Below are 25,907 nucleotides of genomic sequence, written 5' to 3' on the forward strand. Positions count from 1 at the left end.
CGCCATGCGACTCAGCGGCCGAGGGGCCAGCTTCCCTCGCGGGTGTAGCGGGGCTGCTCCCCCGGCGTGTGGCCGTCGGGCAGGACGCTGCGCATCAGCACCAGCCGGGTCACCTGCCAGGGTGCCCCGGCGAAGTCTTCCAGGGCCGCCGCGTGGGCGGCCAGGTCGGGCCCGCCGCTCCGGCCGCGGGCCCGGGCGAGGGTGACGTGCGGGTGAAAGCGGCGGGCGCTCTCCCGGTGCGCCACGCCCGCCTTCCGGCCGGCCGCCGAGGCCCCGGCCGCCAGCCGGGACAGCGCCTGCCGGTCACCGTTCACCCCTGCCCACAGCACCCGGTCCCCGAACCGCCCGCCACCTGCCGCCCGCACCTCGAACGGGGCACGGCGCCCGGCCACCCGGGCCAGTCGGGTCTCCAGTTCGGGCAGCACTTCGGGCCCGGTCGCGCCGTAGAAGGCGAGGGTGACGTGCCACCCGTCCTCCTCGGTCCAGCGGAGCCGGTCCGCTCCCGGCAGCGTCCGCAGCTTCCCGGTCACGGCGGCCAGAGCGGCCACGGTCGGGGGAGGCAGCAGCAGAGCGGCGAAGGTTCTCACCCGTCCAGTCTCACCTGTCGCGGGGCCACCGTGCCGGTGCCGGCGAGTGCCGTCTCCCCCTTCTCCCCGACCGGCGAGGCGGACAGCAGATAGTGGACGGAACCATCGGAGAACAGCAGGGCGTAAGGGCTGCCCTCGGCCAGACAGGCCAGGACCCGGTTCCGCTCGGCACCGTCCGCGAGCGCGGCCCGGGCCCGGACGCCCGCCGTGGCGTCGAGCTGGTCGGCGATGTGCGCGGTCCGCCAGCTGAGCCACAGCAGCGCACCCCAGGCGGACCCGGCAATGTCCGCCCCGAGCTGGTACGGACGTCCGTCCTGCAGGCGGTACGCGAGGGCCACGCACCGCACGGACCGGCGGACCAGCGGCACAGGTGCGGGAAAGCGCGGAGCGATGGTCAGCACCCCGTCATCACCGCACGCCACGGCTGCCGGGTGATGCCCCGGTACCTGCGGTGCGACGGATGGCGGGCGAGGTGCCCGAAGATCCAGTCGCGCGCCGTGGCGGAATCCCGTTCCCGTGGTGAGCGCGCCAGGCAGACCGCGCACTCCACGGCATAGGAGTCGGGCTCCCGGCCGGGCTCACAGTCCGGCCCGACGGTCCATTCGACACGGCGGATCACTGTGTGGGCACTCATCCGCGCTCTCCCTTCAGACGACGGTTGAATTCCGACTGCCGCTTCACCTCACGCAGCCGTTCCAGCAAGCTCCGGCGACCCGGCGCCGACGGGAACGGGGACGGGGGCGGGGGAGGCGACTTGCCGTCGGAGGGCTGGTCAACGTCTGACACGACCCGCTCCCTTCGCATTTCCTGGAACAGCGAAATGATTGTGTGATCAGCAGAATTTGGCAGCGGGCAATCCGGCTTCCAATGGACCGGCTGCCCACCCTCAGCTTTCACCACGGAACCAGCAAAGGAAAGTTCCTCTGAAGCTTCCAACAAAGTGGCATATGCAAGTGCGCAGGCAGAGTACTTTGTGGGGCAGACTGACAAGCCCAGCCTTCGACAGGAGCATTACGAGGGCTTACGGAAGATCCTGAAAGGCGAAGAGATGGCAGCACGACGAGGCCCGACGATCCCGCGACGCCAGTTGGGAGGGGAGCTTCGCAGACTGCGGGAACAGTCCGGACTCATCGTCCTGGAAGCTGCTCAGCGAGTGGGCATCTCGGAAACGAAGCTGTCGAAGGTTGAGCGAGGCGTGGCCGGGCTGCCCAAGATCTCGGACCTGGAAGCGCTCCTGGATCTGTACGGCGTCACTGACGAAGGGGACATCGAGTTCCTGCTGGACACCCACCGGCAGTCACTTGGGCGAGGCTGGTGGACGCCCTACCGGTCGTTCATGCCTTCCGGCATGGCTACGTATGTGGGGCTGGAGTCCGATGCTCGCAGCATCCGTGCCTGGCAGCCGAACCTCGTCCACGGACTCCTGCAGACCAGCGAGTACGCCCGAGCGCTGTACGAGACGGCCAAGCCCATCAACGAAACCACCACGGAGTTCATTGAGCGGAACATCGCGCTTCGCATGCAGCGCAAGCAGATGCTGACTCGGGCGACTACCCCTTTGGAGTTCTGGTGCATTCTTGACGAAGCAGCGTTGCGCCGGAGGCGAGGCAGTACGGAAATCATGGTGCAGCAGTACGAGGAAATCGTCAGGCTCACGCGCTCGGACACAGTGACGGTGCAGGTACTCCCCCTGCATTCAACGTCGTACAGATGCCCGAACGACTTCGCGATTCTCAGCTTTGAGCCCTCCACACCGCCGGCTGTCGAGGTCGATGGCCCGTGGGACACCGTCTCTGTTGTGGAACGGGAGCGCGAGGTCTGGACACACACCCGCCGGTTCGACAGTCTGCGGGCTGCGGCACTCGCCCCGGATGAGACGCCGCGCTTCCTGACGGAACTAGCCAGAGAGATCACGGCATGACATCCGACCTGTCACACACCACCTGGTTCAAGTCCTCCTACAGCGGCGACAACGGCAGCAGCTGCGTGGAAGTCGCGGACCTGGCCGGACGAGTGGGAGTCCGTGACTCCAAGGATGTGGCCATGCCACACCTCACCGTCCCCGTGCCCTGCTGGACGGCGTTCCTCCACGGAATACGCCGCACCCGCTGACCCTGCTCGCACGACGAACGCTGACCGTGGGTCACGCCGGAGAACGTCGATGCCGCGTACCGCCTGACGGTGCGCCCCGAGCAGGAGGGCGTTTGCCGCGCCGGTCACGAGGTCCCCGGCGGCCGACTCAGCCGCCGATGCGCTCGGAACAGGTCACTCGCTCAGGCGTCCGGGGCGGGCCATGGCGGTGATGTCCAGCGGACCCAGCGCCGTCCGGTGCACCGGGACGAAGCCGAAGTGGCGGTAGAGGGGCACGTTCGCGGGGTCGGCGGTGGTCAGGTAGAAGCCGCCGGGCGCGGGCACGTCCGCAAGCAGGTGGTCGAGGAGGACACGTCCCGCGCCGCGCCCCGTCATGCCGGGCAGGACGCCGATGAACTCCAGTGTCCACGCCCCCTCGGGGGTGGCGGCCTCGGCGAGGTGCAGGTAGCGCAGCGTCCGGCCGAGGGCACGCGGGCCGCAGCGGAAGCCGGTACGGGCGGCCCACACCGCACGGGTTGGGGCGGTGTGGGCCGCCCCGGGAGGGGTGAGGACGGCGGCGGCGACCGGACGGCCGTCCGCGTGCCGGAGGGTGCGGTGGCGGGCGCCGGGGAGTGTCGCGTGGGCCCGCAGGGTGGCCTCGAACCAGTGGGACCGTACGGGCGCCGAGGCTCCGCAGATCCACGAGACGGCCGGCTCCCGGGCGAAGGCGGCGGCCAGGGCACGCGCGCAGACGACGGGGTCCGGGGCGGCGTCGATCCGCCACGGCCCGGCTTCGTCAGACATCCTGCCTCCGCTCCATGGGCGCCTCCGGAACAAGGTGGCAGACCAGCAGCTTCAGGAAGAACAGCGGGGCGAACCACCCGAGGACGGCAGGCACCTGAAGCCAGAACAGGTTGACCAGGAGGGCGGCCATCAGCATCGCCATCGCCACCGGCCGACGGAGGTGCAGCGGAGCGAACTCCACCGCTGCGGCCCCGCAGAGCAGCAGGGCGCTGTTGCCCAGGATCCACACCCAGTCGCCCGACAGGACGATGAGGCCGACGGCCGCGAGGTGGACCAGGTGTGCGCTGACGAACAGCAGCCGGGCCCGCCGGGCCCCGGGATCGGCACGGTGGTACCAGCGCTTCGCGGCGTTGGTCGCGTTGGTGAGCACCCCGCCGAAGAGGTCCAGCCCCACCAGGGCCACCACGAGTATCTGGACGACCGACCACGTGTGCAGGGCGTCCGAGGCAGCGACTCCGGCGGCCAGGAGCGCGGCGCAGCCGAGCAGTCCCCCGGTCTCCACAGCTGACTCCGCACGGGACTTGCCCGGTCCCATGAACCGCTCCAGGCGCCCCGCGAGCCCGGGAGAGGTGGAAGGTACGTCCCAGATAATCTTGATGTCAGCGCGCATCCGCGCGGTCCTTCCCGTCGCGTCCGGCAGCCCCGGGCGCGCTCCACATGGAGCGCAGCAGACTCCACAGCTGCTGCGCGCTCTCTTCTTGTTCCGCCGCCGCTATGGGAGACGTCGTGGCTGGGGCGGCCGGAGGGGCGGCACCGGTGCGCATGCGGGCGAGTGCCCAGGAGTCGGCGGCCCGTACGACCGCTGCGGTCACCGTCACCAGCAGCCCGTGGTCCACATCGGTGCGGATGACCCCCAGCCGCTGTCCGTCCGTCACGAGAGCGGCGAACCAGTCCCGCCACGGCCCGTCATCGGCCTGGCCGAGGGCGGCGTCGGCCAGGGCCAGGTCGTCCGGGTGCGTGTGCAGGTGGGCGACGAGGGCGCCTGCGCCCGCTTCGAGGCGGGACCAGAACTCCGCCTCGTCGCGCGCGGGCACCCAGGGGCCGAGGGCGCGGAGCAGTCGCCCGAGCACTCCGCCGAGCACGGCGGTGAGCAGGTCCTCCCGGCCGTCGAAGTAGTGGTACGCCGCGGTCTTCGAGATGCCCGCGGCTTCGATGATCTTGTTGTAGGAGGCGGCTTCCGAGCCGTGCTCGGCGAAGTGACGGCGTGCCACGCCGAGGATGAGCTCCTGGCGCTCGACCGGGAGGCGGTCGAATCGGGGAAGGGGCATGAACCGAGAGTACACACTTCCAAGGTGTACCGCCAGTACACTGCTCGGCCCGGTCCGGTCTGCCTTGCACGGAAGGCTGCCGTCAAGAGCGGAAGTAGCCCTTCCGGAACCGAGCAGAGACCTGGGCTGCGATCTCGTCCTGGAAGAATTTCCGGAGAAGTGTCGATCCGGCCGCGTCCCGTTCGTCGTCATGGTGTGCGGCGACCACCGCGCGAGGAACCACAGGACCTGACAGGAGACGGACCATGAAGTACATGCTGCTGATCAACGCCGGTGCGGTCGACGAGAACGGCGGAGCCGCCGAGTGCAGCGTCGAGGACTGGATGAGCTACGACCAGGAGGTGCAGGACGCTGGGATCCTGGTTTCCGGGGAATCTCTGGCGGACCTGGTCACCGCCACGACGGTACGGGTGGACCAGGACGGCAGGCGGGTCGTCACGGACGGGCCGTTCGCCGAGACCCGCGAGGTGCTCGGCGGCTTCTACGTCATCGACGTACCGGACCTCGATGTCGCGCTCGACTGGGCTTCCCGCTGTCCCGGCGCGCGCGGCAGCGGGTCGGTCGTGGTGCGGCCGATCGCCGACTTCGGGGCCTGACATGAGGGACGGGGGAGCCACCGGACCCGACACACCCGTCGAGCCACCCGGCCGGTCGCCCCGCCCGCCGACGGTGGAGTCGGTGTTCCGTGAGGAACGCGGCCGGCTGCTTGCCTCCCTCGTCCGTCAGTTCGGCGATCTCGACCTGGCCGAGGAGGTCACCTCCGAGGCCGTCGAGGCGGCGCTGGTGCACTGGCCGGTCGAGGGCGTCCCGGCCAGGCCCGGCGCCTGGCTGCTGACCACGGCACGGCGCAAGGCCGTCGACCGCCTGCGGCGGGACCAGGCGTACGCCGCCCGCCTCGCCCTCCTGCAGGTGGAGGTGGAGCGGGCCTCCCCCGCCCCGCCCGCTGACGCCGACGGCGAGCTGCCCGACGAGCGGCTGCAGATGTTCTTCACCTGCGCCCATCCCGCGCTCGCCGCAGAGGCCCGTACGGCGCTGATCCTGCGCTGCCTGGCCGGTCTCACGACGCCCGAGGTCGCGCGGGCCTTCGTGGTGCCGCCCGCGACCATGGCCCAGCGGATCGTGCGGGCGAAGAAGAAGATCCGTGAGGCCCGTATCCCGTTCCGGGTACCCGGCGCCGACGAGCTGCCGGAACGGCTGCCCGGCGTGCTCCAGGTCCTCTATTCGATCTTCACCGAGGGCTACGCCGCCAGCTCGGGCCCTCGGCTGCAACGGCTCGACCTCGCCGAGGAGGCCCTCCGGCTGGCGCGGATCCTGCACCGGCTGCTGCCCGCCGAGCGGGAGGTCTCCGGGCTGCTCGCCCTGATGCTGCTGACCCACGCGCGACGCGACGCCCGCACCGGTCCGGCAGGCGAGCTCGTGCTCCTCGACGACCAGGACCGCGGCCGCTGGGACCACCCGATGATCGCGGAGGGCCGCGACCTGGTGCTCGCCGCTTTGACCGGAGGCCCGCCCGGCCCCTACGGCGTGCAGGCCGCCATCGCGGCCCTGCACGACGAGGCCTCCGGCCTCGCGACCACCGACTGGCCACAGATCGTCGCGCTCTACGACGTGCTGCTCGCCCTCACGCCGTCCCCCCTGGTCGAGCTCAACCGAGCGGCGGCGGTGGCCATGCGCGACGGCCCCGAAGCGGGCCTGACACTGCTCGACGAGCTGGCCGGCGAGCCACGGCTGCGCGGTCACCACCCCTACCCGGCCGCCCGGGGAGACCTGCTGCGCCGGCTCGGCCGGCTGCCCGAGGCCGCGACGGCCTACCGGGAAGCACTCGGCCTGGCGGGCACCGAACCCGAACGGACCCACCTCCGAAACAAGCTGACCGAGGTCGAACCGCCCGACCCGGCCGGCACCACCGGCACCTGACCCGTCCCGGCCCGCTGGGTCCCCCGGCGCTCCGGGATCGGGCGCATTTCCACGGGAGAACGGGCCGTTTCGACGTGGAAACGCGCCCTGCGCGACGTGGATTCGTGCCCGCCGCACTCCCGGAGCTCGGGTTCCGGGAGTCGGGATGCGGGATCCGGGTGCTCTTTCTGAGGAACGGGTGGGTTCGGTAGAACCCACCCACCCTCCCCCTTTGGCCAGCAATTCTTACGTTGTGTGATGAATTGGACACGCGGCCGCGAGAGGCGTAGCGTGCGATTCGTCCAAGAAAGTCTTCGGCCCCCGCTCGGTGTTGGTCGCACCGACGGGGGCCTGGCCGACAAGATCCAGGAAATCTCGTGGCGTGTCTTCATGCTAGCCCTCTTGCGCCCACCGATGCACACCCGGTGGCACCGCACGGTTACGGAAAGCGCTCGGCGCCCGGTCAGGCACCGAGCGGGAGAGCGGACTTCGCCGGTCTGCGGCCCAGGGACGCGGCGATCGCCGGGTACGTGGACCGGCTGCCGGACGGGGCGGACATCTCGATCAAGACGCTCGCGGCCCAGCTCCCGCACGGGCAGATGGCCATCGGCACCTCGTTGAAGCGCCTGTCGGCCGCCGGGCATCTGCGGCGGGTGAGCGAGCGGCTGGAGGAGTCGGCGCAGTGGGTGACGCGCACGTACTTCACCCGCACCCCGCGCAGCGACTGCTGGTGGGCGGCGTTTCTCAGCGGGGAGGGGACTGCCGGGCCGGAGGTGACGGCGCGGGAGGCGGAGAGGCCCCCGCCGCCGCCCCTGCCCCGGTCCAGAGGACCGGCGGGGTCGGGGGCGGCGACGCACGGGCACGCCGCCCGGCTACCCGCGCAGCGGGGGCCGGATCGACCCGCTGTGCCGCGCGGGAGGCCGGTGGCAGCGGAACGGGGCGGCGCGGACAGGTCCGCGGGGGATGCCGTGGCGGCGGTGGGGCCTTCGCGACCGGAGCGTTCCCGTGCGTACCGGGTACTGGCCGGGCTCGGGGAGGCTGACCCACGGATGACGCTGTCGGCCGCCGACTGCGCCGCGCTGGAGAGGCTGGCCGAGGAGTGGCTGCGGCGCGGGAGCACGGAGCAGCAGATGCGGCTCGCGCTCACGGCAGGACTGCCCCCTTCGGTGCACTCGCCGCGGGCCATGGCCGAGCGACGGCTGACCGACAAGGTGCCGCCCGAACCGTGGCGTGAACCGGAGCCGTCGACCCGGCGCGTGCGGCGCGTTGTGGAGTGCACCGTTTGCCGGGCACCGGGCAGGCCGGAGGCGCTGCCCGGCGGCCTGTGCCCGGACTGCCGGGGTGAGCCGCCCCCTCCACCGGACCTGCCCCGGGTGGAGGCGGCCCGGTATGCGGCGGATATCCGGGCGCTGCTGCGTGCGGGGCGCGAGCGGCGCCCCGGCCGGGCCGGGCACGCACAGCCGACGCGGTGACGGCAGCGCCCCGGGCTTGGCCGGGCCACGGCCGAGAGGCCGGATGCAGCGTGCCGGGGCGCGGAAGGAGGCCGGGTGGTGCCGGGCGGGGCGCGGAGCGGGCCTGCCGGTGAGGGTGGCTGTCCCGGGGGGCTATTTGCGGAAGGTGCGCAGGGCGATGATGGCGGCCAGCAGGATGGCGATCGCGAAGATCACCATGGTGGCGTTGCTCATTCCGGGCGCTCCCGTCCTCGTCCCACCCTGAGCCCGCGTCACCGGGTGCCGGACGGCACGTGTCCGTCCGGCACCCGGCGGGCGGGCGCCGCGCCCGCACGGCGGCACCCATTTATTGTGCAACTGTTCGAGCGGGAAGGAAAGTTGCCAGGTGCGGCGCGGCGCGGCGTGCCGGGCCGTGCCAGGCCGGGCCGGGTGACCCGGGGGCGGGGCTCAGCCGGCCGTCGCCGCGCGGTCCAGGAGCGCGCGGGCCGCGTCCGGGAAGGGGCGGCCGAGTATGACGCCCTCGCCGGAGCCCACCGAGGTGACGGCGACGAGCGTGCCGGACTCGGTGACCGGGTCGTAACCCTGGAGCCACGGGCCGCCGCTGGAGCCCTGGTTCAGCCCGCAGTTCTCCAGCAGCAGCCCGCCGACGTTGGACGGGGCGGCATCGGCCGGGCCGAGCACCCGCGTCGGGCCTTCGCAGTAGTGCTGGGTCTCCCCGTCGTACGGGGGTCCGGCCGGGTAGCCGAGCGTGATGACCTGCTCGGACTCGGGGACCGGCTCGAAGGAGGGCCGGTTGGCGCCGTGCACCTCCTGGACCGTGCGGCCGTCCTGGAGTTCCAGGGTCAGGAAGGCGTAGTCGTGCGGCAGGAGGTCGCTCAGCTGCCGGTTGATGTCCCAGTCGGCGGGGAGGTGGAAGGAGGCGACCTTCCAGCCGGTCTCCCGGTAGGCGGCGGCGTCGCGCTCAAGACCGGGGAGGAACCAGACGTCCTGCGGGACCGCCGGGTCCTCCTGGGTCTGCACGCAGTGGGCGGCGGTGGCGACCACGCTGCCGTTGGCGGCATCGACGACGGCGCCCGAGCACACGCCGATCGTCCCGTCCGCCAGTTCGAGCACGAGCTTTCCGACGTTTCCTATGGAGCCCGTGGGCCAGGGGGCCGCGGGGGTGCCGGGAACGGCCTCCTCGACCGGTTGGGCGACCGCCGGCGTGGTGAGGCCGAGGGCAGCGACGGCAAGAGCACTGACGGTTGCGGCGCACAGGGCCGCTCGCGGCTTCTGCATACCGCCACCGTGTGGTGACCGCGCACGCCTCGCCACCGGCGGTCAGCCAGTCGAGTGCAGGTAAAGCTCTGGCAAAGCGGCCGGGTCGTGCCACCGGTGTGGACCAGTGCCGCGCCGCAGGCCCCGACACGACGCACACGAAAGACCGTCAAAAAGCCGCTGACGTGCGAAGTCCGTGTTGACTCAGGTCGATGACGGCATCCATTGACGGCACCCCCACGGAAGCACTACCCCTGGTGCGGTCGGTATCGGCATGTACACGACGAAGCTGGGAGGCCGCAGTGCGACAGCCCCACACCCGTACCGGACGGGGGAAACCCGCGGTGCGTGCGGCGGCAGCTGCTGCGGCGGTGGCCGTGGCGCTGCCCCTGCTGTCGCTGGGCGGCCCCGCTGCGGCCGGCGACGACCCCCGCGCCCTGCAACAGGCTTTCCGCGCCGCGGCCGAGCGCCACCAGGTCCCCGAGGAGGTGCTGCTCGGCGTCTCGTACCTCCAGTCCCGCTGGGACGGGCACCGGGGCGCCGCGAGCGTGACCGGTGGCTACGGTCCGATGCATCTGACCGACGCGCAGACCGCGCTCACCGAGGCGGGCGCGGACAACCATCACCTGCACGGCGAGGAGGACCCGCGCGGCGACGCGGGCCGGCCACTGGTGCTGGACGACCATCCCGAGCCGTCCGGGGTGCCGGACCTCTCCGCGCTGCCGGAGCGGTTCCGGACCCTGGACCGGGCAGCCGAGCTGACCGGGCTCGGCCCCGAGGAGCTGCGGACCAGCAACGCGGCGAACGTACAGGGCGGCGCCGCGCTGCTGGCCGCAGCGCAGCGGGAGCTGGAGCAGCCGCTGAGCGAGGACCCCGCCGACTGGTACGGCGCGGTGGCCGCCTACGCCGGCTCCGCCACCCAGGACGCCGCCGAGACCTTCGCCGACGAGGTGTACGAGGTCATCGGCACCGGTGAGCGGCACACCACCGGCGAGGGCCAGACCGTCGAGCTCGCCGCGACCGAGGTGGAGCCGCGCACCGGCACCGCTGACGGACTGGGGCTGCCCCGCCCGGAGCGTGACCCCCGGACGGAGTGCCCGCGGACGGTGTCCTGCGAGTGGGTCTCCGCAGCCTACGAGCAGTTCGAGCGCCCGGACGGGTCCACCGGCTACGGCAATCACGACAAGGCCGACCGCCCCCGCTCACAGAAGATCGAGTACCTGGTCATCCACGACATGGAGGGCTACTTCCGGCCCTCCATCGGCCTGGTGCAGGACCCGACCTGGGCCTCCTGGCAGTACAGCCTGCAAGCCTCGGACGGTCACATCGCCCAGCACATCCCGGCCCGGGACGTCGCCTGGCAGGCCGGCAACTGGTACGTCAACGCCACCTCCATCGGCCTGGAGCACGAGGGCTTCCTGCGCGCTCCGGACGCCTGGTACACGGAGGCGATGTACCGCACCTCCGCGCGGCTGGTGCAGTACCTCGCCGGGAAGCACGGCATCCCGCTGGACCGGCACCACATCCTCGGGCACGACAGCGTGCCCGGCATCGGCCCGGCGAACATCCCCGGCATGCACACCGACCCCGGCCCGTACTGGGACTGGGCGCACTACTTCCGGCTGATGGGCGCCCCGGTCGTACCGAGCGCCGGACCCGACGCGGAGCTGATCACTGTCCGGCCGGACTACGACCGTCACCGCCCGCAGTACACCGGCTGCACCCCGGAGGACGCCGCGCTGCCCTGCGCACCGCACGGCTCCAGCGCGGTGCGGCTGCACGTCGCCCCCGACCACTCGGCGGACCTGGTGCCCGACATCGGGACCCACCCGGGCCGGGACGGGCGGTCCGGGATCAGCATCTACGACATCGGGGCACGGGCCTCCACCGGCCAGCAGTTCGCGGTCGCGGACCGGGACGGGGACTGGACGGCGATCTGGTTCAACGGAGAGAAGGCCTGGTTCCACCACCCGCCGGAGCAGCCCACGGCGGTCGCCAGCCGTGGCTGGGTGGCCACCCCCCGGGACGGTCTCGGCCGGGTTCCCGTCTACGGCGTCGCGTACCCCGAGCCGGCGGACTACCCCGAGGGCGTCCCGGTCCGGGCCTTCCAGGAGCTGCCGTACGCCTTCACCCCCGGGCAGTCCTACGCGGTCGGCCGCGGCGGTCAGCCCTTCGCGGGTGAGTTCTACTCGGCCGTCTCCTTCGATCCGGAGAACCACCAGGTCGTGCGCGGCCAGGAGTACTACCAGATCCAGCTCGGCCACCGCCACGCCTACGTCAAGGCGGAGGACGTGGAGGTGACCCGCGCCGGCCGCAACTGACCCCGTGGCGCGGGGCCGCGGAAACCTCCGGCCCCGCGGGAGGGGAGTTCCTGCAATCCAGGATTGCCGGGCGCATTCATCGGATCAATGCAGATATCCGGGCAGAATTACCCGGGCTCTCCACAATTTCTGTACGACTGCTACACAGATGTTCGACCCTCACCTAAAGTGTGACGCGTCCGCTACAAGGTTTTAGCGCGGGGGTGCACCGTGGGGACACACGTGATGTCGGTACTCGGTCTGACCGCCACGGAGGAGGAGATTTACCGCCATTTTCTGCGCCACCCGGACACCTCCCCGGGAGATATCCATCTGCTCCTGAGGTCCGATCGCCACACCACGGCACAGGCTCTGGCCCGGCTGCGCGACCTGCGTCTGCTCCAAGGCGATGACCAGCGTGCGTGGGCCACCGAACCGGACACCGCGGTGGCCCGGCTCGCCGAGGAACGGCTGGAGAACCTCCACCGGGAGATGCGGAACCTGACCTCCACCCGCCCCATTCTGGAGGCCCTCCGGCAGGAACGCGCCCCCCAGGAGGCGTGGGGCGGCCCGGCTCCCGGCATCGAGCGGCTGGAGGACCTTCGCCACGTGCGCAGCCGCATCGACGACCTCTCCTTCTTCGCCCATTCCGAAGTGATGGCCGCCGAGCCCTACACGGCCCTCAGCCCCGAGAACATCAGCTACGCCCGCCCCCTGGACCTGCGCTGTCTGCGCCGCGGAGTGCGCATCCGGAACCTGGTCCGCCGGGTCGCCCTGAGCGACCGCGACACCGTTGCCTACCTGCGGGAACTGACCTCCCACGGAGCCCGGATCCGAGTCGCCGACGACTTCTCCGAACTGATCCTCATCTACGACCGGTCCACCGCCATGGTTCCGGTGGACCCGAAGGACACGTCCCGGGGCGCGCTCTGCGCCCGGGAGAGCGGTCTGGTGGAGAACATCATCACGCTGTTCGAGCGGCTCTGGGACGCCGCCGAGGACTTCAGCGACCTGGTGGACCCGGCCGACCGGCCCGCCGCCGAGCTGACCGGGGCCCAGCGCGAGGCGCTGCACCGCATGTGCACGGTGAACAAGGATGAGTCGGGTGCGCGGACCATGGGGGTGTCCCTGCGCACCTACCGGAGGCACATCGCCGACGTGATGCAGTTACTCGGAGCCGAGAACCGTGCCCAGGCCGCGCTCATGGCACGCGAGCGCGGCTGGGTGTGAGGGGCCGGCCCGCCCGTGCGGCGGGGCGGCCCCCGGGGCCCCCACTTGGGCGGCCCGTCGTCCTGTCAGTGGGCGCGCAACCGCCAGGGCTCGAGAGCCGGATCCGCCAGGGCTGCCGTCACCGCGGCACGCACCATGCCGGGCGCGACGCCCGGAGCGGAGATCCGCAGCCGGATGCGGTGCGGTGCCACGTCGTGGCCGTAGCTCCACACCGCGGGCAGCCGGCCGAGCACCCGGACCACCGCGATCTCCGCGGCCGGCGCGGCCCGCGCGTCCGCCTCGATCTCCACCCGAACCTCGGTCATCGTCCCGTCACTGCCCTGCTCGGTGGAGCCAACGCGGGGGTGGCCAGTCCGAACTCCCGGCGCAGAGCCGAACGGGCCGCCAGATACCCGCACATGCCGTGCACACTCGGACCGGGCGGAGTCGCCGCGGAGCAGAGGTAGACGCCCGGCAGCGGGGTGCGGTACGGGTCCCAGCGCGCCACCGGACGCAGCAGACTCTGCCGCAGGGTGATCGCTCCGGTCCCGATGTCGCCGCCCACGTAGTTCGGGTTGTACTCCTGGTAGGCGGCCCCCGACAGACCGCGCTCGGCCAGCACCGTGTCGGTGAAGCCGGGCGCGTAGTGCTCGATCCGGGAGCGGATGAGCGCCACCGGGTCACGCCGGTCCCCGGGAGGCAGATGCGCGTATGCCCAGACCGGGCGCCGCCCCGCCCTGGCGCGGCCCGGGTCGGTGACCGCCGGGTCCACGACCAGCACGAACGGCTCACCCGCCGCCTCGCCCCGGGCGTTGGCCGTCTCCTGCCGGAAGATCTCCGCGGCGGTACCGCCCAGGTGCACCGTCCCGGCCCGGCCCAGGCCGGGAGCCTTCCAGGGAATCGGGCCGGACACCAGGAAGTCCGCCTTCCCGGCCGCGGGACCGTACCGGTACCGCTCCAGCCGCCGCGCATAACCACGGGGCAGCCGGTCCCCCGCCAGCTCCAGCAGACCCGCGGGGGCGGTGTCCAGCAGCACGGTCCGCGCGGACAGCTCGCGCAGATCCGTCACCTGACGGCCGGTGTGGAACACCCCGCCGTGCGCCGTGATGTCGTCCGCCAGGGCTTCGGCGATGCGCCGGCTCCCGCCCCGGGGGAGCGGCCACCCCGAGCTGTGGGCGAGATGACCGAGCAGCATCGTCACCGCCGCACCGGGGAGGGACGGCAGCGGCCCCATCACGTGCGCGGCGACGCCCGCCAGCAGGGCCGGCGCCTCCTCCCCGGCGAATCCGCCGCCACGGGCCCGCAGCCCGTGTGCGAGTGCCCGGGGGGCCAGCAGCAGCGCGGCCCGCGGGTCGGGCAGCCCCCGCTGCCCCGACAGCAGCTGATCGACCACGGCCTCCCCGTGCTCCAGCAGTGGCTCCATCAGCCGCCGCCAGCGGTCACCGTCGGGTCCCAGGGCCGCACAGGTGGTGGAGAGGTCCCGCCAGGCCAGTGCCGCCCGGCCGCCCGCCAGCGGATGCCCGTAACTGATCTCGGGGCGCAGCAGTTCCACGCCGCGCGCGGCCAGGTCGAACTCCCGGAAGAAGCGCGAAGCAGCGGCCATCGGATGCACCGCCGCACAGACGTCGTGCTCGATGTCGGTGTCGAACAGCGCCGCACCGCGCAGTCCGCCGCCGATGGTGTCCGCCGCTTCGTACAGCTCCACCCGCAGACCGGCCCGCGCCAGAGTCACCCCCGCCGCCAGTCCGTTCGGCCCGGTGCCCACCACGGCCACGTCCGTGTCGGTCATGATGCCCTCCCTCCTGTGCTCTCCCATGAACGTCTCTCCTGCCGCGTCCCGCTGCCGCCACCGCCCACCGGGTCACGTGCCGGACCGGAGGTGCCGGACCGGCACGTGACCCGCGCTCACTGCCAGCCGTTGGCGGCCAGCTCCACGGCCGGCGCCGGTGCGGAGCCGCTCGCGGAGCTCACGGCGGCGTGACCGGCGGCGCCGGCGGTGAACACCACCGCCGCGAGCAGCAATCCCAGTCGAGGGAAAACGTGGCCCCGGTTTTCGGAGTTCCGGTTTTCGTTTTCAGTTGCTCTGTCGACTGCTGAAATCTGCATCGTGCCCACTCTCCTCAGCTTCCGGCATTTTCGGCGTCCTCGACTGGTGTTCCTCAAGGTGCCAGGTGAGGAAATCCGGAACCAGAGAATGCGGTGGCAGCACACTGCACAGGCCCGTGCAACATGTTGCCGGGGAGCCCCGGCCACGTGGCGCGGCCCCGGCCCGTCGACGGGCCGGGGCCGCACTGCCCGGTCAGCGGCCCGCCGGGACCGGCTCGAGCGCTTCCGCCGCCGCGTCCGCAGGGCCGGGGCGGACGGCTCCCGCATCCAGCTGAGCGCTGGCGAGCCGGCGGTACAGCTCGTCGCGCTTCATCAGCTCCTGGTGGGCTCCGATGTCCCGCACCCGCCCGCCGTCGAGCACGACGATCCGGTCGGCGTCGACCACGGTGGAGATGCGGTGCGCGATGGCGATCACCGCGCAGCGCTGCGAGACCCGTCGCAGCACGTTCCGGAAAGCTTGCTCGGCGTCCGAGTCGAGGTGGGACGTCGCCTCGTCCAGCAGCATGACGGCCGGCCGCTGGAGGAGGGCGCGGGCGATGCACAGCCGCTGCCGCTGCCCGCCGGACAGGCCACTGCCCTGGTCGCCCAGCTCGGTGTCCAGGCCCTGCGGGAGGGCGTCCACCACGCTGGTCAGCCCGGCCATTTCGACGGCCTCGCGGATCTCCGCCTCGTCGGCCTCCGGGTTGGCGTACACGAGGTTGGCACGCAGGGTGCCACGCATCGCGGCGCTGTCCTGCTGCACGTAGCCGACGCGGCCCCGCACATCCTGCAGGGGCAGCCGGGCGATGTCCCGTCCGTCGACCAGGATCCGGCCGCTGCCGGCCCGGTAGAAGCGCTCGATCAGCTGGAAGACGGTCGTCTTGCCGGCCCCTGAGGGGCCCACCACGGCGGTCAGGCCCCGCTCGGGCACGGTGAACGAGACCCCGGACAGGGTGGCCTGCTCGCCGTAGGCGAAGTGCACGTCGCGGAACTCCACCGCCGCCCGGCCGCTGTCCGGGTCCGGAGCGGTCAGCGGGGCTCCCGCCACCGCGCCGTCCTCCTCCTGCTCCAGCCCGACCAGCTCGTCCACCCGCTGGATGGCGGCCCGGCCCTGCTGGAACTGGCCGACGGCGAGGAAGAACAGCACCAGCGGGGAGACCAGGTAGAACAGGTACATCACGAAGGCGGTGAGGTCGGCGGCCGGCATCGAGCCGGTGGCGACCCTGGCCATTCCCGCCCCGACGACCGCGGCGAGCGAGATCTGCATGCCGACGTTCATGGTCGGGGACAGCAGCGCGTTGTAGGCGCTGACCCGGATGCCCGACCTCCGGGCCCGGCCGGCCAGCTCCGCAAGCCCGGCCTGCTCCCGGTCCTCGGCCCGGGCCGCCTTGACCGTGGTCAGCGCGGACAGCACTCGCTGCAGGTCGGCGCCGAACTCGCCGGTGTCCTCACGGTTCTCGACCGCCACCACCCGCAGCCGCTTCGCGAGCCACAGCGAGGCCACGCTGGCCGTTCCCAGACATCCCAGGGTGATCAGCAGCAGCCACACGTCGATCCAGGCCATCAGGGCGATGCCGCCGAGGACCATCAGACCGTTGATGATCAGCTGGGCCAGGCTGTGCGACAAAGCGATCTTCACCAGTGAGGTGTCGGAGACCAGCCGCGTGTGCACGTCCCCCTGCCGCTGCTGCTGGAACCGGGCGAGGTCCGCGCGGATGACGCGGCCGGCGAGGTGTGCCCGGGCGTCGCAGACGATGTTCTCGCCGGCCCGTCCGATCAGGTAGGCCTGGCCGGCGGAGAGTGCCGCGTCCGCGAGGAAAAGCCCCGCCAGCAGCACGATGATCCAGGTGAGCGGGTTGCCCAGGCCGGCCGCCTCGATCAGTTCGCCGATGACCAGTGGCTGGGCCAGGGTGGCCGTGACGCCGAGAATGCCGGTCAGGACGCCGGCCAGCAGCAGCCTGCGGTGGCGCCGGGCGAGCCGGCTGATGGTGCCGGTCTCGCCCCCGGCCTCGTCCCCCGGGACGTCCGTGCGGGAAGCGGCGGGGTCAGCCTGCGGCACGGCCATCTCCGTTCACCCCCGGCCGGACGTAACGGCTGATGAACATGGGCGCGAGCGCGGTGTAGGGAGTGCCCACCCAGTCCGCCTGACGGCCCGCCGGTTCCAGCCCGGCCACGGCGGCGTACGCGTCCACCTCGTCGGGGCTGGTGAGCCGGCTCATCTCCGAGCCCACCCGGGAAGTGCCGTTCTCGTACCAGATGTGCGAGGCGTGCCAGAGGTGCTGATCGCCGGGGAGCAGCGTGGAGTACGTCTGGAGCCCGGTGTTCGGCTGCGGGTAGGGCACGAAGAAGGAGGTGCGCTGCCGGCCCTCGTGCAGGGCCAGCATGCCGTCCCGGTTCGCTGTTTCCACCACCAGGGTGCCGCCGGGGGCCAGCCGTTCGGCGGCCCGGCTGATGGCCGCCTGCTGATGGGCGGGGTCGAGCAGCATGGAGAGCGTGGCGCACACGCAGTACACCAGGCCGTAGCTCCGTTCGTCGGTGTACTCCCGGATGTCGCCGTGCACCGCGGTGACCTCGCCCGGGCCGTCGTCGGCGGCGACGGCGGCGCGCAGCCGGGTGAGCATTTCCGGGGAGGAGTCCACGCCCACCACCTCCCCGGCCAGGCGGGCCAGCGGACGGGCGATGCGGCCGGTGCCCACGCCGAACTCCAGGGTGGGTGAGCCGTCCTGCGGGTGCCAGGCGGCCAACTGCTCCGCCGCTCGCTCCGCGTTGGCGTCCTGCGGGAAGATGCGGTCGTAGAAGCCGTCGAACTCCCGTCCGTACCCGATGTCCTGCACGGTTCTCAGCTCTGTGGGAGCAGTCATCTCGGTGCCTCTCACTTCCGGTAGCCGGCGGCGTGGAACGCGATGACGGCGGCGGTGCCGATCGCGATGACGAAGATGGCGAGGGTGGCGTTGCTCATGCGGCGGCTCCTTGGGGTGCGGTGGCCGGCTCGGCCCGTTCCACGGGGGCGGCCGGTCCGGCGGCCGGTGTGCCGGGCCGCATCGGGACGTAGGGGGAGACGAAGATGACCTCGGGCTCCTCCGACTCGTCGTATCCCGTCGCCCTGGCGAGGGTGAACTGGAAGCCCTTGGCGTCCTGCCCGCCGGCCCGGACGATCTCCGCCCGGAGGTAGGCGCACAGGGTCCGGTAGGCCGGCATCTTCGTGACGACGGCGAAGCCCTTGCTCAGGTTGGTGATCAGCTCGGTGCCGACGTCGAAGACGGCCTTCTCGGGGCGGCGCCCCGGGAACCAGAAGAACTGCACGGGCTTGCGTCCCGCGATGACGTCCACCGACCGCCACTCGGAGGTCTCTCCGGCCGTGTTCAGGGTCCGGTAGAAGAAGTGGAAGTCGTGCTGGGCCGGGTTCGGCGCGAAGAAGCGCCAGTTCGGGAAGGCGCCGGAGAAGAGATCCAGCCGGGAGATCCGGCCGAAGCTGGGGTTGGGGTGCTGCGAGGCCAGCGTGCCTGCCAGCATCACGGCGGCGGCGACCCGGGTGAACCCTCCCGGTCCGGTCACCGCCTGCTTGACGGCGGCCTGCGCGGTGCGGACGGCTTGCGCCGTCAGTGCGGGGGTCATCGTGCCTCCTCCAGGTCGGCGGCCCGGCCGGCCGCGGTGGTCTGCTCGGTGGTGCTGTCGGCGGTGGCGGTGGCGGTCAGGAAGTCGAGGATCTGCGCGGCCACCTCACCGCCCAGCCGCGGGCTGGTCAGAAGTGAGTCGTGGTCGGAGCCCTCCACCACGCAGGTCCGGACGAGGCGGTGACCGCCCTTGTGCGCGTCGGCGATCTCCTGGTGCATCAGCAGTTGCTCCGGGTCGCGGTCCACCGTCTGCTGGGCGGAGACCACCAGGGCATGTGCGCCGACCGGGGCGAGGTCTCCCTCGAAGGCGCGGAACTCCTTCTCCGTCGCCTCCCACTCGCGCATTCCGGCCTTCCACATCCGGGAGTCGGCGTACTGGGCCATCACCTTGGAGCGGACGCCCGCGGGGAGGTTGTGCACCCACTCCGGGCGCACCAGCAGGGCGCCGAGGCCGGCCTGCAGGCTGTGCAGGAAGGTGCCGAGTCCGCCCTTGAGCCGCTCGGCGGAGTCGCTCTGCTGCGAGGAGCGCTGAAGCTCCGCCGGATGGGAGCTGTCGATGTACACGACGGAGTGCAGCCGGTCACCGAGCTGTCCGGCCGCCCGCCGGGCGATCTCCCCGCCCAGGGAATGGCCGGCGAGCACCACGTCCCGGTGCCGGGGGACGGCAGCCGTGACGAGATCCACCAGATCGTCGACCGACTCCTGCAGGGTGAACGGCTTGCCGCCGTGATAGTGGCTGGCGCCGTAGCCCGCCCGGTTGTAGGTGATCACGTCGTACCGGCTCTCCTGGAGCAGCTTCTCGGTGATCCAGGAGAAGTGCTCGGCGGTGGAGATCAGCCCGGGGACGAGCACGACCACCGGGCCGGTGCCGTCCGGCGTCAGCCGGGGGTCGTAGCCGAGCCGGTTGCCGTGGCGGGTCGTCACAGTGCGGGTACCGGGCCAGCCGTCGGTGGCGCGCAGCCGCCGTCCCACGGCGACGGCCGCCGCGGCGGCCGCACTGCCGGCGGCGACCACGGCCGTCGCGCGGAGCATCCGGTCGTCCCGTCCGGCGGCGGGCGGGAGGCTGCGCGGAGCGCTGGTGTAGGCGACCATCGGGTGCATCGCGATGAACGAGGTCGCGAACCGTCCGAGGCCCATCACGAAGCCGTTGGCGACGTGGAAGGAGGCGGCCGAGGCGAGCACCGGGCGCGTCAGCGCTCCGCCCTTGGCGTACAGCACCGGGAAGAGACACTCCAGGGCCAGCACCCCGTGGGCCAGGAGGCGGGCGGACTTCGGGTACTTCCGGGTGAGCCGCCACACGTCCTTCTGGCCGTACGTCCGGGTGCGCATGACGCCGCTCAGCGCGGAGCCGTCCCGCCAGTCCTTGCCCAGCAGCTTGACCCAGCCGGAGACCAGGTAGGAGAGGTTCGACTGCAGGGCGACGTACCACAGCAGGGCGTCCTGCACCTGCGGGGACGGCGCCATGCGGGCCAGGCCGGTGGCGGTCTGCACGAGAGTGGATGCCTGGTCGGCGCCGTCGGTGCCGTACCGGTGCCGCGGGTACAGGGCGGCTCCGCTCACGCCGAGGAAGGCGTTGGCGGCCCCGCGCCACTTCCCGTTCCCGGGGAGCAGCAGCCCGGCCGAGGCGGCGACCCGCGCCGCGTGCAGCACCGTGGTGGTCCGGTCGTGGGCCAGGAGGTCCAGGACTTTGCGGGTGGCGCGGCTGCGGCCGGCGTAGGCGTCGCGGGCGATGGCCCAGTCGTTCAGGCCGCCGGCCCTGATGTGGTCGCGATGGGTGAGGTATTCGAGGCCGGCGGTCAGCGAGGTCACGGCGGAGAGCCGCTCGGACGCGCCCATGGCCTGGTCACGGCTGAGGGGAATCGGCCCGAACAGGGCCGACGCGGCCTTTTTGACTGCCGCGGAATTCTGGAAAAGACGCTTCACGGTGGCCTCCCGGGACATGCGGAATCTGCTGAGCAGGAGAAAAGGGCGAGAAAGGGCCGCGCGCGGCCGGTCACGCGCGCGGAAACAATGCGGGGCGACAGCGGATGAGCCGATGCCGGGTGTGTTCCGGAAGCAGACGGTTCCGCCCCGGCCGGCCGGCGCCGGCCGGCCGGGAGGAACGCGTGGTCAGCGGATCTGCTCGCCGGCGGCGCGGCCGGCCTCGTAGGCCGCCACGGTGGCGGCGCCGAACGCGATGCCCGCCATGAAGGCGGCCGGCGTGGCCAGCACCGCGGTGCCGCCGGTGTTCACCAGGCCGTGCCGGTCCTGGATGTCCACGCCCGACAGTTCGGACGAGCGGTTCATGTGCAGGGTGAGGTCTCGCATGCGTGTTCTCTCTGTGAGTGGTGTCCGCACAGCGGGCCACCGGGTGGTGTCCAGTACTGCGAACGTGCAGCTCAGTGCGGCTGCTCGCCCGCGGCGGAGACGTAGTACGACGAGGAGGAGGTCACGATGATCACTCCGCCACTGCTCATCGCCAGGACCGGGGGCGCGGCGGCCGAGACCGGGATGGCTCCGGCGTGGCCTTCGTGCAGCTGCCCGTCGTCAAGGACCGGCCGGAAGGCGGCGCTGACGGCCGTCACTGGATCTCGCTGCCGCAGGACGCCGCCGTGTAGGCAGCCACGGCGAGCGCGAGCGTCACGGCCGCCGGGGTGGCGAGCACCGCTTCGGTGGTCCCGGGCAGCAGGCCCTCGGAGTCCTCGGTCAGGGCGCCGAGGTCGTCGATGTGCAGGGTCATGCTCTGTGACATGCAGGTCTCCTTGTGCGTGATCGTGGTGGGCGGGTGTCGTCGGACGATCAGCGGATGATCTCGCCACGACCCGCGACGTAGGCACCGACGACCGCGGCGGCACCGGCCGTGAAGGCCAGGGCGGCGGGGGTGGCCAGCACCGGTGCACCCTGCTCGGTGATGTGCCCCTGGGTCTCCTCGGCCAGCACGCCGAATTCCGCGGACCGACGGTTCAGGTGGTTCTCCAGCACGGATTCTCCTTGCATTGTTTTCGTTGCTTCCGAGTTTTTCCTGCGACGGGGAGCGACAACTGCCGGGCGTTCGCCGCTTTCTGTTCCGGTGTGCCCGGTGGGTCGTTTTCCCCGCTGAGACAAAGGTGGCAGGACGCGAAGGAATTGCTAAGAGAGAACCGTGACAACTTGCTGCACGGCCCCGTCCACTTGATGCAGCCCGTGCCCGGATCCGTTGATGCGGCCCGTCCCCGGATCCGGCCTCCGGCGCCCGTGCCCGGAAGCGGTGCCGGGGCCTCGGCCGGGTGCCCGGGCGGACGGAGGCGGCCGTCCGCCTCTTGTCCCCCGGGGCGCATCCGGCTTAGCCTCGGACCCGCACCCATACCGACTGGTCGGTGTTCGTCTTCGTCCCAGCTGAGGAGCCCTCCGGATGAGCCACAGCAATCTCCAGTTCCGACTGGCCGCCCGCCCCGAGGGTCTGCCCCGGGCCAGTGACTGGGAGCGCGTCGAGGAGCCCGCGGGGGAACCGGGGGACGGCGAGTTCCTGGTGCGGGTGGTGTACGTGTCGCTGGACCCGGCCATGCGCGGCTGGATGAACGCCGGCAAGTCCTACATCCCCCCGGTGGAGATCGGCGAGGTCATGCGCGCGGGGGCGGTGGGCCAGGTGGTTGCCTCCCGGCACCCCGGCTTCGCCGTCGGCGAGTACGTCTCGGGCGGGTTCGGCGTCCAGCAGTACTGCGTCTCCGACGGCCGCGGCGTCACCAAGGCCGATCCGGCACTCGCCCCGCTGCCGGTCCACCTCGGGGTCCTCGGCATGACGGGCATGACCGCGTACTTCGGGCTGCTGGACATCGGGAAGCCGGAGGCCGGGCAGACGGTGGTGGTCTCGGCCGCTGCCGGAGCGGTCGGCAGCGTGGTGGGCCAGATCGCCAAACTGAAGGGCTGCCGGGTCGTCGGCATCGCCGGCGGTGCCCGCAAGTGCCGGTACCTCACCGAGGAGCTGGGCTTCGACGCCGCGATCGACTACCGGGAGGAGGACGTCCGGGAGGCCCTCCGCGAGCACGCGCCCAAGGGCGTGGACGTCTACTTCGACAATGTCGGCGGCGACATCCTCGACGCGGTCCTCACCCGGCTGGCCCGCGGCGCCCGGGTGGTGATCTGCGGCGCGATCTCCCAGTACAACAGCACGGAGGCCGTTCAGGGGCCGGCCAACTACCTGTCACTCCTGGTCAACCGCGCCTCGATGACCGGCATGGTGGTCTTCGACTACGCCGGCCGGTACCCGGAGGCCGCCGCGGAGATGGCGGACTGGCTGGCCGCCGGGGAGCTGCGGGCGCCGGTGGACGTCGTCGACGGCCGGCTGGACGACTTCCCCGACACCCTGCTGCGGCTCTTCCGTGGCGAGAACCTGGGCAAGCTGGTGCTGAAGATCGACCAGGAGTGAGGCTCCCCCGGCGGCCCTGACGCACCCCCCTGCCCCCTCCCCGTCCGTCCCGCGGCCCCGGCCCGCGGGACGGACGGCGGCGTCAGCCCGCCGGCTCCACCCGCACGGGGAAGCCGTTGAGGACCGCGGTGCCGGACAGCGGATCGAGCCGGGTGCCGTCGAGCAGCTGGTTGACGTTCACCCCCGGCTCGTCGGCCGCGACGCTGAGCCGGGTCCCGGGCCGGTCATGGCCCCAGCCGTGCGGGAGGCTGACCACGCCGCTGCGGACCGCGTCGGTCACCTCCACCGGTGCCTCCAGCTCCCCGCCCTCGCCCTTCACCCGGGCCGCCGCCCCGTCCGCCAGCCCCAGCCGCGCGGCGTCCGACGGGTGCACCTGCAGGGTGCAGCGGTTGCTGCCGCCGCGCAGCGCGGGAAGGTTGTGCATCCAGCTGTTGTTGGAGCGCAGATGGCGGCGGCCGACCAGGACCAGTTCGCCGGGCGTGGAGTCCAGGGACCGGCGCAGCCGCGGCAGGTCGGCGGCGATCGGCTCCGGGTACAGCTCGACGCGTCCGCTGCGGGTGTTCAGGACCTGCCCGAGGCGGGGCTCGAGCGGGCCCAGGTCGATGCCGTGCGGGTGGGCGAGCAGCTTCTCCAGGCTCAGGCCGTCCGGCCTGGCGCCGAAACCGTCACCGTAGGGGCCGAGCCGCAGCATCAGGTCCAGGCGCCGTTCCGCGCCGTCCCGGCCGGCCAGCCGGGCGGCCAGCTCGGCGGTCTCGCGGCCGTGAACGGGCGAGTGCGGATCCGCCGTCGCCTTGCCGAGGACGGTGTCGATCACCATGGCGTCGACGCCCGCCGGGTCGGCGCCCGCCCGGCCGCTCGCGCACAGGATGAGCCGGGCCAGGATCTCGCTCTCCGCGGGCCGCTCCTCCGCGAGCGGGACGGCCTCCCGGGTGTAGCGGGCCTGGTTGCGGACGGCCAGGGCGTTGAGCGCGTAGTCGAAGTGCGGGTTCTGGGAGGGGCGGGGCGGCGGCAGCACCACGTGGGCGTGCCGGGAGGTCTCGTTCAGGTACGGATCGACGCTGATCATGAAGTCGAGACCGGCCAGCGCCTCGTCCAGCCGCCGGCCGTCGGGTGCGGACAGCACCGGGTTGGCGGCGATGACGACAGCCGCCCGGACCCGGCCGTCGCCCGGGGTGTCGATCTCCTCGGCGAGCGCGGCGAGCGGGAACTCCCCCTTGGCCTCCGGGTGGCCGCTGACCCGGCTGTGCCGGCGCCCGAGAGTGAAGCCCCGGCCGGGCCCGGCCGGGCGGGGCGCGCGGCCGGTCGCGGACAGCGGGAACATCACGCCGCCCGGCCGGTCCAGGTTGCCGGTCAGGATGTTCACGACATCCACCAGCCAGTTGGTGAGCGTGCCGAACTCGACGGTGGAGTTGCCGAGCCGGCCGTACACGGCGGCGGCGGGCGCCGCGGCCAGGTCCCGGGCGAGGGCCCGGATCCGGTCCGCGGGCAGCTCGCAGGCGGCGGAGACGGCTTCCGGTGTGAACTCCGCCGTGGCGTCACGGACCTCGGCGACTCCGGTGACCTGGTTCTCCAGCCCGTCCAGCGCGACCAGCCCTTCGGCGAAGAGCACCTGCACGAGGGCGGCGAGCAGCAGCGCGTCGGTGCCCGGCCGGATGGCCAGGTGCTCGTCGGCCAGCTTCGCGGTACGGGTGCGCCGCGGATCGACGACGGTGAGCCGGCCGCCGCGACGGCGCAGCGCCCGCAGCCTGCCGGGGAAGTCGGGGGCGGTGCACAGGCTTCCGTTGGACTCCAGGGGGTTGGCCCCCAGCAGCAGCAGGTGACCGGTGCGGTCCAGGTCGGGCACCGGAATGGCGTCCGGGTCGCCGAAGAGCAGGCCGCTGGACACGTGCTTGGGCATCTGGTCGACGGTGCTCGCGGTGTACAGGTTGGGGGTGCCCAGGGCGCGCAGCAGCATTCGCGGGTAGAGGGCTCCGGCGACGGTGTGCACATTGGGGTTGCCGAGGACGACCGCGACCGACTCCGGGCCGTGTGCGTCGATCAGCGGGCGCAGGGCGGCGGCGACGGCGGCGAACGCCTCGTCCCAGCTCGCCTCCTCCAGCCGGCCGTCGCGGCGCACGAGCGGCCGGGTCAAGCGGTCGGGGTCGGCGTCGAGCTGTCCGAACGAGGCTCCCTTGGGGCAGATGAACCCCTTGCTGAAGACATCGTCACGGTCACCGCGGGCCCCGGTGACCAGGTCGTCCTCCACGGTGAGGGTGAGGCCGCAGGTGGCCTCGCAGAGTGGACAGATACGCAGGGCGGTTCGGCTCATCGGGACCCTCCCGGGCGGTCACGGCATCGGCGGCGATGCGACCGCCTCACCATACCGACCGGTCTGCATGTCGAACAGGGGGTCACCGTCCCGGGCCGGGGAGCCGGGTGCGGACCGGCGCAGGAACCGCGCCGCCGCCGGCCGCCGGGCAACCGAACACACCGCATGCCGCCTCCGGTTCCGGAGGCGGCATGCGGTGAAGGAGTGAAGAGGTGTCTCAGCGGCGGCGGCGGTCGGGGCGCCACACCACCAGGGCCGAGGACTGCCGGACGTCCTGGTACGGCACGAGGTCGCGCCGGTAGGAGGCGTGCACCTGAGCCTCGCGGTGCCGGAGCGCGACGGCCGCGCTCTCCACGGTCTGCTGAAGCTCCGCCACCTGCGCCCGCAGCACGGCGTTCTGGTTCTCCAGCTCGATGATCCGCTTGATGCCGGCGAGGTTGATGCCCTCGTCCTGGCTCAGCCGCTGCACCTCGCGGAGCAGCTGGATGTCGCGCGCGGAGTAGCGCCGCCCGCGGCCGGCGGTGCGGTCCGGGGACACCAGGCCCAGCCGGTCGTACTGCCGCAGGGTCTGCGGGTGCAGCCCGGAGAGCTGTGCGGCGACCGAGATGACGTAGACCGGTGACTCGTCGGTCAGCTGATAGGGGTTCTTGTCCAGTCCTGGCCGGCCGTCCACC

The 25,907-nt window shown here is 72.3% G+C and carries 29 protein-coding genes; 8 read left to right on the top strand and 21 right to left on the bottom strand.

All coding sequences use genetic code 11. The features are described from left to right. Positions 1–11: 11 nt before the first annotated feature. From thpR to PJ985_RS00445, 3 genes are read right to left on the bottom strand one after another with little or no spacing between them, the layout of a single operon-like run. A complete protein-coding gene (gene thpR / locus PJ985_RS00435) occupies positions 12–587 on the bottom strand; it encodes an RNA 2',3'-cyclic phosphodiesterase (protein WP_271681445.1) in 576 nt (191 codons plus the stop codon). Further along, positions 584–988, bottom strand: coding sequence for a hypothetical protein (locus tag PJ985_RS00440; protein WP_271681446.1), 405 nt, complete (start codon positions 986–988; stop codon positions 584–586). The genes thpR and PJ985_RS00440 overlap by 4 nt, the downstream gene beginning before the upstream one ends. Then, positions 982–1,221 (bottom strand): DUF7848 domain-containing protein, encoded by a 240-nt coding sequence (locus tag PJ985_RS00445; protein ID WP_271681447.1) that lies wholly within the window; start codon positions 1,219–1,221, stop codon positions 982–984. Before PJ985_RS00445 ends, PJ985_RS00440 begins: the two co-directional genes overlap by 7 nt. 339 nt (positions 1,222–1,560) lie before the next feature. Here PJ985_RS00445 and PJ985_RS00450 point away from each other — a divergent pair, with 339 nt between their 5' ends. Next, complete coding sequence (locus PJ985_RS00450; RefSeq protein WP_333909818.1) at positions 1,561–2,508, top strand: helix-turn-helix domain-containing protein; 948 nt, start codon at positions 1,561–1,563, stop codon at positions 2,506–2,508. Beyond that, positions 2,505–2,699, top strand: a complete 195-nt coding sequence (locus tag PJ985_RS00455) for a DUF397 domain-containing protein (RefSeq protein ID WP_271681448.1) — start codon at positions 2,505–2,507, stop codon at positions 2,697–2,699. Before PJ985_RS00450 ends, PJ985_RS00455 begins: the two co-directional genes overlap by 4 nt. Before the next feature lie 153 nt (positions 2,700–2,852). Here the strand turns inward: PJ985_RS00455 and PJ985_RS00460 are convergent, their stop codons facing one another. Genes PJ985_RS00460 through PJ985_RS00470 form a run of 3 tightly spaced genes read right to left on the bottom strand, consistent with a single transcriptional unit; the run spans position 2,853 to position 4,729 of the window. Continuing rightward, positions 2,853–3,461, bottom strand: a complete 609-nt coding sequence (locus PJ985_RS00460) for a GNAT family N-acetyltransferase (protein ID WP_271681449.1) — start codon at positions 3,459–3,461, stop codon at positions 2,853–2,855. Beyond that, positions 3,454–4,071, bottom strand: coding sequence for a hypothetical protein (locus PJ985_RS00465; RefSeq protein WP_271681450.1), 618 nt, complete (start codon positions 4,069–4,071; stop codon positions 3,454–3,456). The genes PJ985_RS00460 and PJ985_RS00465 overlap by 8 nt, the downstream gene beginning before the upstream one ends. After that, positions 4,061–4,729 (bottom strand): TetR/AcrR family transcriptional regulator, encoded by a 669-nt coding sequence (locus PJ985_RS00470; protein WP_271681451.1) that lies wholly within the window; start codon positions 4,727–4,729, stop codon positions 4,061–4,063. The genes PJ985_RS00465 and PJ985_RS00470 overlap by 11 nt, the downstream gene beginning before the upstream one ends. Positions 4,730–4,974: 245 nt before the next feature. Between PJ985_RS00470 and PJ985_RS00475 the strand changes: the two genes are divergently transcribed. From PJ985_RS00475 to PJ985_RS00485, 3 genes are all read left to right on the top strand, one after another. Continuing rightward, positions 4,975–5,325 carry a YciI family protein gene (locus PJ985_RS00475; RefSeq protein WP_271681452.1) on the top strand — a complete coding sequence of 117 codons (351 nt, stop codon included), beginning with the start codon at positions 4,975–4,977 and terminating at the stop codon, positions 5,323–5,325. Between the two features lies 1 nt (position 5,326). Beyond that, a complete protein-coding gene (locus tag PJ985_RS00480; protein WP_271681453.1) occupies positions 5,327–6,646 on the top strand; it encodes an RNA polymerase sigma factor in 1,320 nt (439 codons plus the stop codon). A gap of 404 nt (positions 6,647–7,050) precedes the next feature. After that, positions 7,051–8,097 (top strand): hypothetical protein, encoded by a 1,047-nt coding sequence (locus tag PJ985_RS00485; protein ID WP_271681454.1) that lies wholly within the window; start codon positions 7,051–7,053, stop codon positions 8,095–8,097. 132 nt (positions 8,098–8,229) lie between these two features. Here the strand turns inward: PJ985_RS00485 and PJ985_RS00490 are convergent, their stop codons facing one another. Next, positions 8,230–8,352, bottom strand: a complete 123-nt coding sequence (locus PJ985_RS00490; protein ID WP_271681455.1) for a hypothetical protein — start codon at positions 8,350–8,352, stop codon at positions 8,230–8,232. A 171-nt stretch (positions 8,353–8,523) separates the two neighbouring features. Beyond that, entirely contained in the window at positions 8,524–9,354 is an 831-nt protein-coding gene (locus PJ985_RS00495; RefSeq protein ID WP_271681456.1) for a trypsin-like serine peptidase, read from the bottom strand. 281 nt (positions 9,355–9,635) lie between these two features. Between PJ985_RS00495 and PJ985_RS00500 the strand changes: the two genes are divergently transcribed. Both PJ985_RS00500 and PJ985_RS00505 read left to right on the top strand, forming a co-directional pair. After that, positions 9,636–11,654 carry an N-acetylmuramoyl-L-alanine amidase gene (locus PJ985_RS00500; protein WP_271681457.1) on the top strand — a complete coding sequence of 673 codons (2,019 nt, stop codon included), beginning with the start codon at positions 9,636–9,638 and terminating at the stop codon, positions 11,652–11,654. A gap of 210 nt (positions 11,655–11,864) precedes the next feature. Further along, a complete protein-coding gene (locus tag PJ985_RS00505; RefSeq protein ID WP_271681458.1) occupies positions 11,865–12,863 on the top strand; it encodes a helix-turn-helix transcriptional regulator in 999 nt (332 codons plus the stop codon). Positions 12,864–12,928: 65 nt separating this feature from the next. On the opposite strand, the gene PJ985_RS00510 is transcribed toward PJ985_RS00505, so the two are convergent. From PJ985_RS00510 to PJ985_RS00560, 11 genes are all read right to left on the bottom strand, one after another. Then, positions 12,929–13,168: a hypothetical protein gene (locus PJ985_RS00510; RefSeq protein ID WP_271681459.1), complete on the bottom strand. Its 240-nt coding sequence runs from the start codon at positions 13,166–13,168 to the stop codon at positions 12,929–12,931. After that, on the bottom strand, positions 13,165–14,631 hold the full coding sequence (locus tag PJ985_RS00515) for a phytoene desaturase family protein (protein ID WP_271681460.1): 1,467 nt from the start codon (positions 14,629–14,631) through the stop codon (positions 13,165–13,167). Before PJ985_RS00515 ends, PJ985_RS00510 begins: the two co-directional genes overlap by 4 nt. A 116-nt stretch (positions 14,632–14,747) precedes the next feature. After that, positions 14,748–14,948 carry a hypothetical protein gene (locus tag PJ985_RS00520; RefSeq protein ID WP_271681461.1) on the bottom strand — a complete coding sequence of 67 codons (201 nt, stop codon included), beginning with the start codon at positions 14,946–14,948 and terminating at the stop codon, positions 14,748–14,750. A gap of 193 nt (positions 14,949–15,141) precedes the next feature. Further along, the gene (locus tag PJ985_RS00525; RefSeq protein ID WP_443033339.1) at positions 15,142–16,986 is read right to left on the bottom strand and encodes an ABC transporter ATP-binding protein; all 1,845 of its coding nucleotides are present in this window, start codon (positions 16,984–16,986) and stop codon (positions 15,142–15,144) included. Beyond that, entirely contained in the window at positions 16,973–17,788 is an 816-nt protein-coding gene (locus PJ985_RS00530) for a class I SAM-dependent methyltransferase (RefSeq protein WP_271681462.1), read from the bottom strand. The genes PJ985_RS00525 and PJ985_RS00530 overlap by 14 nt, the downstream gene beginning before the upstream one ends. 94 nt (positions 17,789–17,882) lie before the next feature. Continuing rightward, on the bottom strand, positions 17,883–18,542 hold the full coding sequence (locus PJ985_RS00535; RefSeq protein ID WP_271681463.1) for a hypothetical protein: 660 nt from the start codon (positions 18,540–18,542) through the stop codon (positions 17,883–17,885). Beyond that, positions 18,539–20,464 carry an alpha/beta fold hydrolase gene (locus PJ985_RS00540; RefSeq protein WP_271681464.1) on the bottom strand — a complete coding sequence of 642 codons (1,926 nt, stop codon included), beginning with the start codon at positions 20,462–20,464 and terminating at the stop codon, positions 18,539–18,541. Before PJ985_RS00540 ends, PJ985_RS00535 begins: the two co-directional genes overlap by 4 nt. A 186-nt stretch (positions 20,465–20,650) precedes the next feature. Further along, the gene (locus PJ985_RS00545; protein ID WP_271681465.1) at positions 20,651–20,848 is read right to left on the bottom strand and encodes a hypothetical protein; all 198 of its coding nucleotides are present in this window, start codon (positions 20,846–20,848) and stop codon (positions 20,651–20,653) included. A 71-nt stretch (positions 20,849–20,919) separates the two neighbouring features. Next, positions 20,920–21,105 (bottom strand): hypothetical protein, encoded by a 186-nt coding sequence (locus PJ985_RS00550; RefSeq protein ID WP_271681466.1) that lies wholly within the window; start codon positions 21,103–21,105, stop codon positions 20,920–20,922. Next, positions 21,102–21,272, bottom strand: coding sequence for a hypothetical protein (locus PJ985_RS00555; RefSeq protein ID WP_271681467.1), 171 nt, complete (start codon positions 21,270–21,272; stop codon positions 21,102–21,104). The genes PJ985_RS00550 and PJ985_RS00555 overlap by 4 nt, the downstream gene beginning before the upstream one ends. 47 nt (positions 21,273–21,319) lie before the next feature. Continuing rightward, positions 21,320–21,502 (bottom strand): hypothetical protein, encoded by a 183-nt coding sequence (locus PJ985_RS00560; protein ID WP_271681468.1) that lies wholly within the window; start codon positions 21,500–21,502, stop codon positions 21,320–21,322. Between the two features lie 409 nt (positions 21,503–21,911). Between PJ985_RS00560 and PJ985_RS00565 the strand changes: the two genes are divergently transcribed. After that, the gene (locus PJ985_RS00565) at positions 21,912–22,925 is read left to right on the top strand and encodes an NADP-dependent oxidoreductase (RefSeq protein ID WP_271681469.1); all 1,014 of its coding nucleotides are present in this window, start codon (positions 21,912–21,914) and stop codon (positions 22,923–22,925) included. Positions 22,926–23,007: 82 nt separating this feature from the next. Here the strand turns inward: PJ985_RS00565 and PJ985_RS00570 are convergent, their stop codons facing one another. Beyond that, positions 23,008–25,233, bottom strand: coding sequence for a molybdopterin oxidoreductase family protein (locus tag PJ985_RS00570; protein WP_271681470.1), 2,226 nt, complete (start codon positions 25,231–25,233; stop codon positions 23,008–23,010). A gap of 217 nt (positions 25,234–25,450) precedes the next feature. After that, positions 25,451–25,906, bottom strand: coding sequence for a heat shock protein transcriptional repressor HspR (locus PJ985_RS00575; protein ID WP_271681471.1), 456 nt, complete (start codon positions 25,904–25,906; stop codon positions 25,451–25,453). Position 25,907: the final 1 nt, after the last annotated feature.

Source organism: Streptomyces sp. ACA25 (assembly GCF_028200735.1).
In the GTDB taxonomy this organism is placed as follows: Bacteria; Actinomycetota; Actinomycetes; order Streptomycetales; family Streptomycetaceae; genus Streptomyces.

Coding starts and splice junctions, on each gene's coding strand:
- PJ985_RS00445 (WP_271681447.1), bottom strand. CDS start 1,221: ATGAGTGCCCACACAGTGATCCGCCGTGTCGAATGGACCGTCGGGCCG.
- PJ985_RS00455 (WP_271681448.1), top strand. CDS start 2,505: ATGACATCCGACCTGTCACACACCACCTGGTTCAAGTCCTCCTACAGC.
- PJ985_RS00460 (WP_271681449.1), bottom strand. CDS start 3,461: ATGTCTGACGAAGCCGGGCCGTGGCGGATCGACGCCGCCCCGGACCCC.
- PJ985_RS00465 (WP_271681450.1), bottom strand. CDS start 4,071: ATGCGCGCTGACATCAAGATTATCTGGGACGTACCTTCCACCTCTCCC.
- PJ985_RS00470 (WP_271681451.1), bottom strand. CDS start 4,729: ATGCCCCTTCCCCGATTCGACCGCCTCCCGGTCGAGCGCCAGGAGCTC.
- PJ985_RS00475 (WP_271681452.1), top strand. CDS start 4,975: ATGAAGTACATGCTGCTGATCAACGCCGGTGCGGTCGACGAGAACGGC.
- PJ985_RS00480 (WP_271681453.1), top strand. CDS start 5,327: ATGAGGGACGGGGGAGCCACCGGACCCGACACACCCGTCGAGCCACCC.
- PJ985_RS00495 (WP_271681456.1), bottom strand. CDS start 9,354: ATGCAGAAGCCGCGAGCGGCCCTGTGCGCCGCAACCGTCAGTGCTCTT.
- PJ985_RS00510 (WP_271681459.1), bottom strand. CDS start 13,168: ATGACCGAGGTTCGGGTGGAGATCGAGGCGGACGCGCGGGCCGCGCCG.
- PJ985_RS00515 (WP_271681460.1), bottom strand. CDS start 14,631: ATGACCGACACGGACGTGGCCGTGGTGGGCACCGGGCCGAACGGACTG.
- PJ985_RS00520 (WP_271681461.1), bottom strand. CDS start 14,948: ATGCAGATTTCAGCAGTCGACAGAGCAACTGAAAACGAAAACCGGAAC.
- PJ985_RS00530 (WP_271681462.1), bottom strand. CDS start 17,788: ATGACTGCTCCCACAGAGCTGAGAACCGTGCAGGACATCGGGTACGGA.
- PJ985_RS00535 (WP_271681463.1), bottom strand. CDS start 18,542: ATGACCCCCGCACTGACGGCGCAAGCCGTCCGCACCGCGCAGGCCGCC.
- PJ985_RS00545 (WP_271681465.1), bottom strand. CDS start 20,848: ATGCGAGACCTCACCCTGCACATGAACCGCTCGTCCGAACTGTCGGGC.
- PJ985_RS00555 (WP_271681467.1), bottom strand. CDS start 21,272: ATGTCACAGAGCATGACCCTGCACATCGACGACCTCGGCGCCCTGACC.
- PJ985_RS00565 (WP_271681469.1), top strand. CDS start 21,912: ATGAGCCACAGCAATCTCCAGTTCCGACTGGCCGCCCGCCCCGAGGGT.
- PJ985_RS00570 (WP_271681470.1), bottom strand. CDS start 25,233: ATGAGCCGAACCGCCCTGCGTATCTGTCCACTCTGCGAGGCCACCTGC.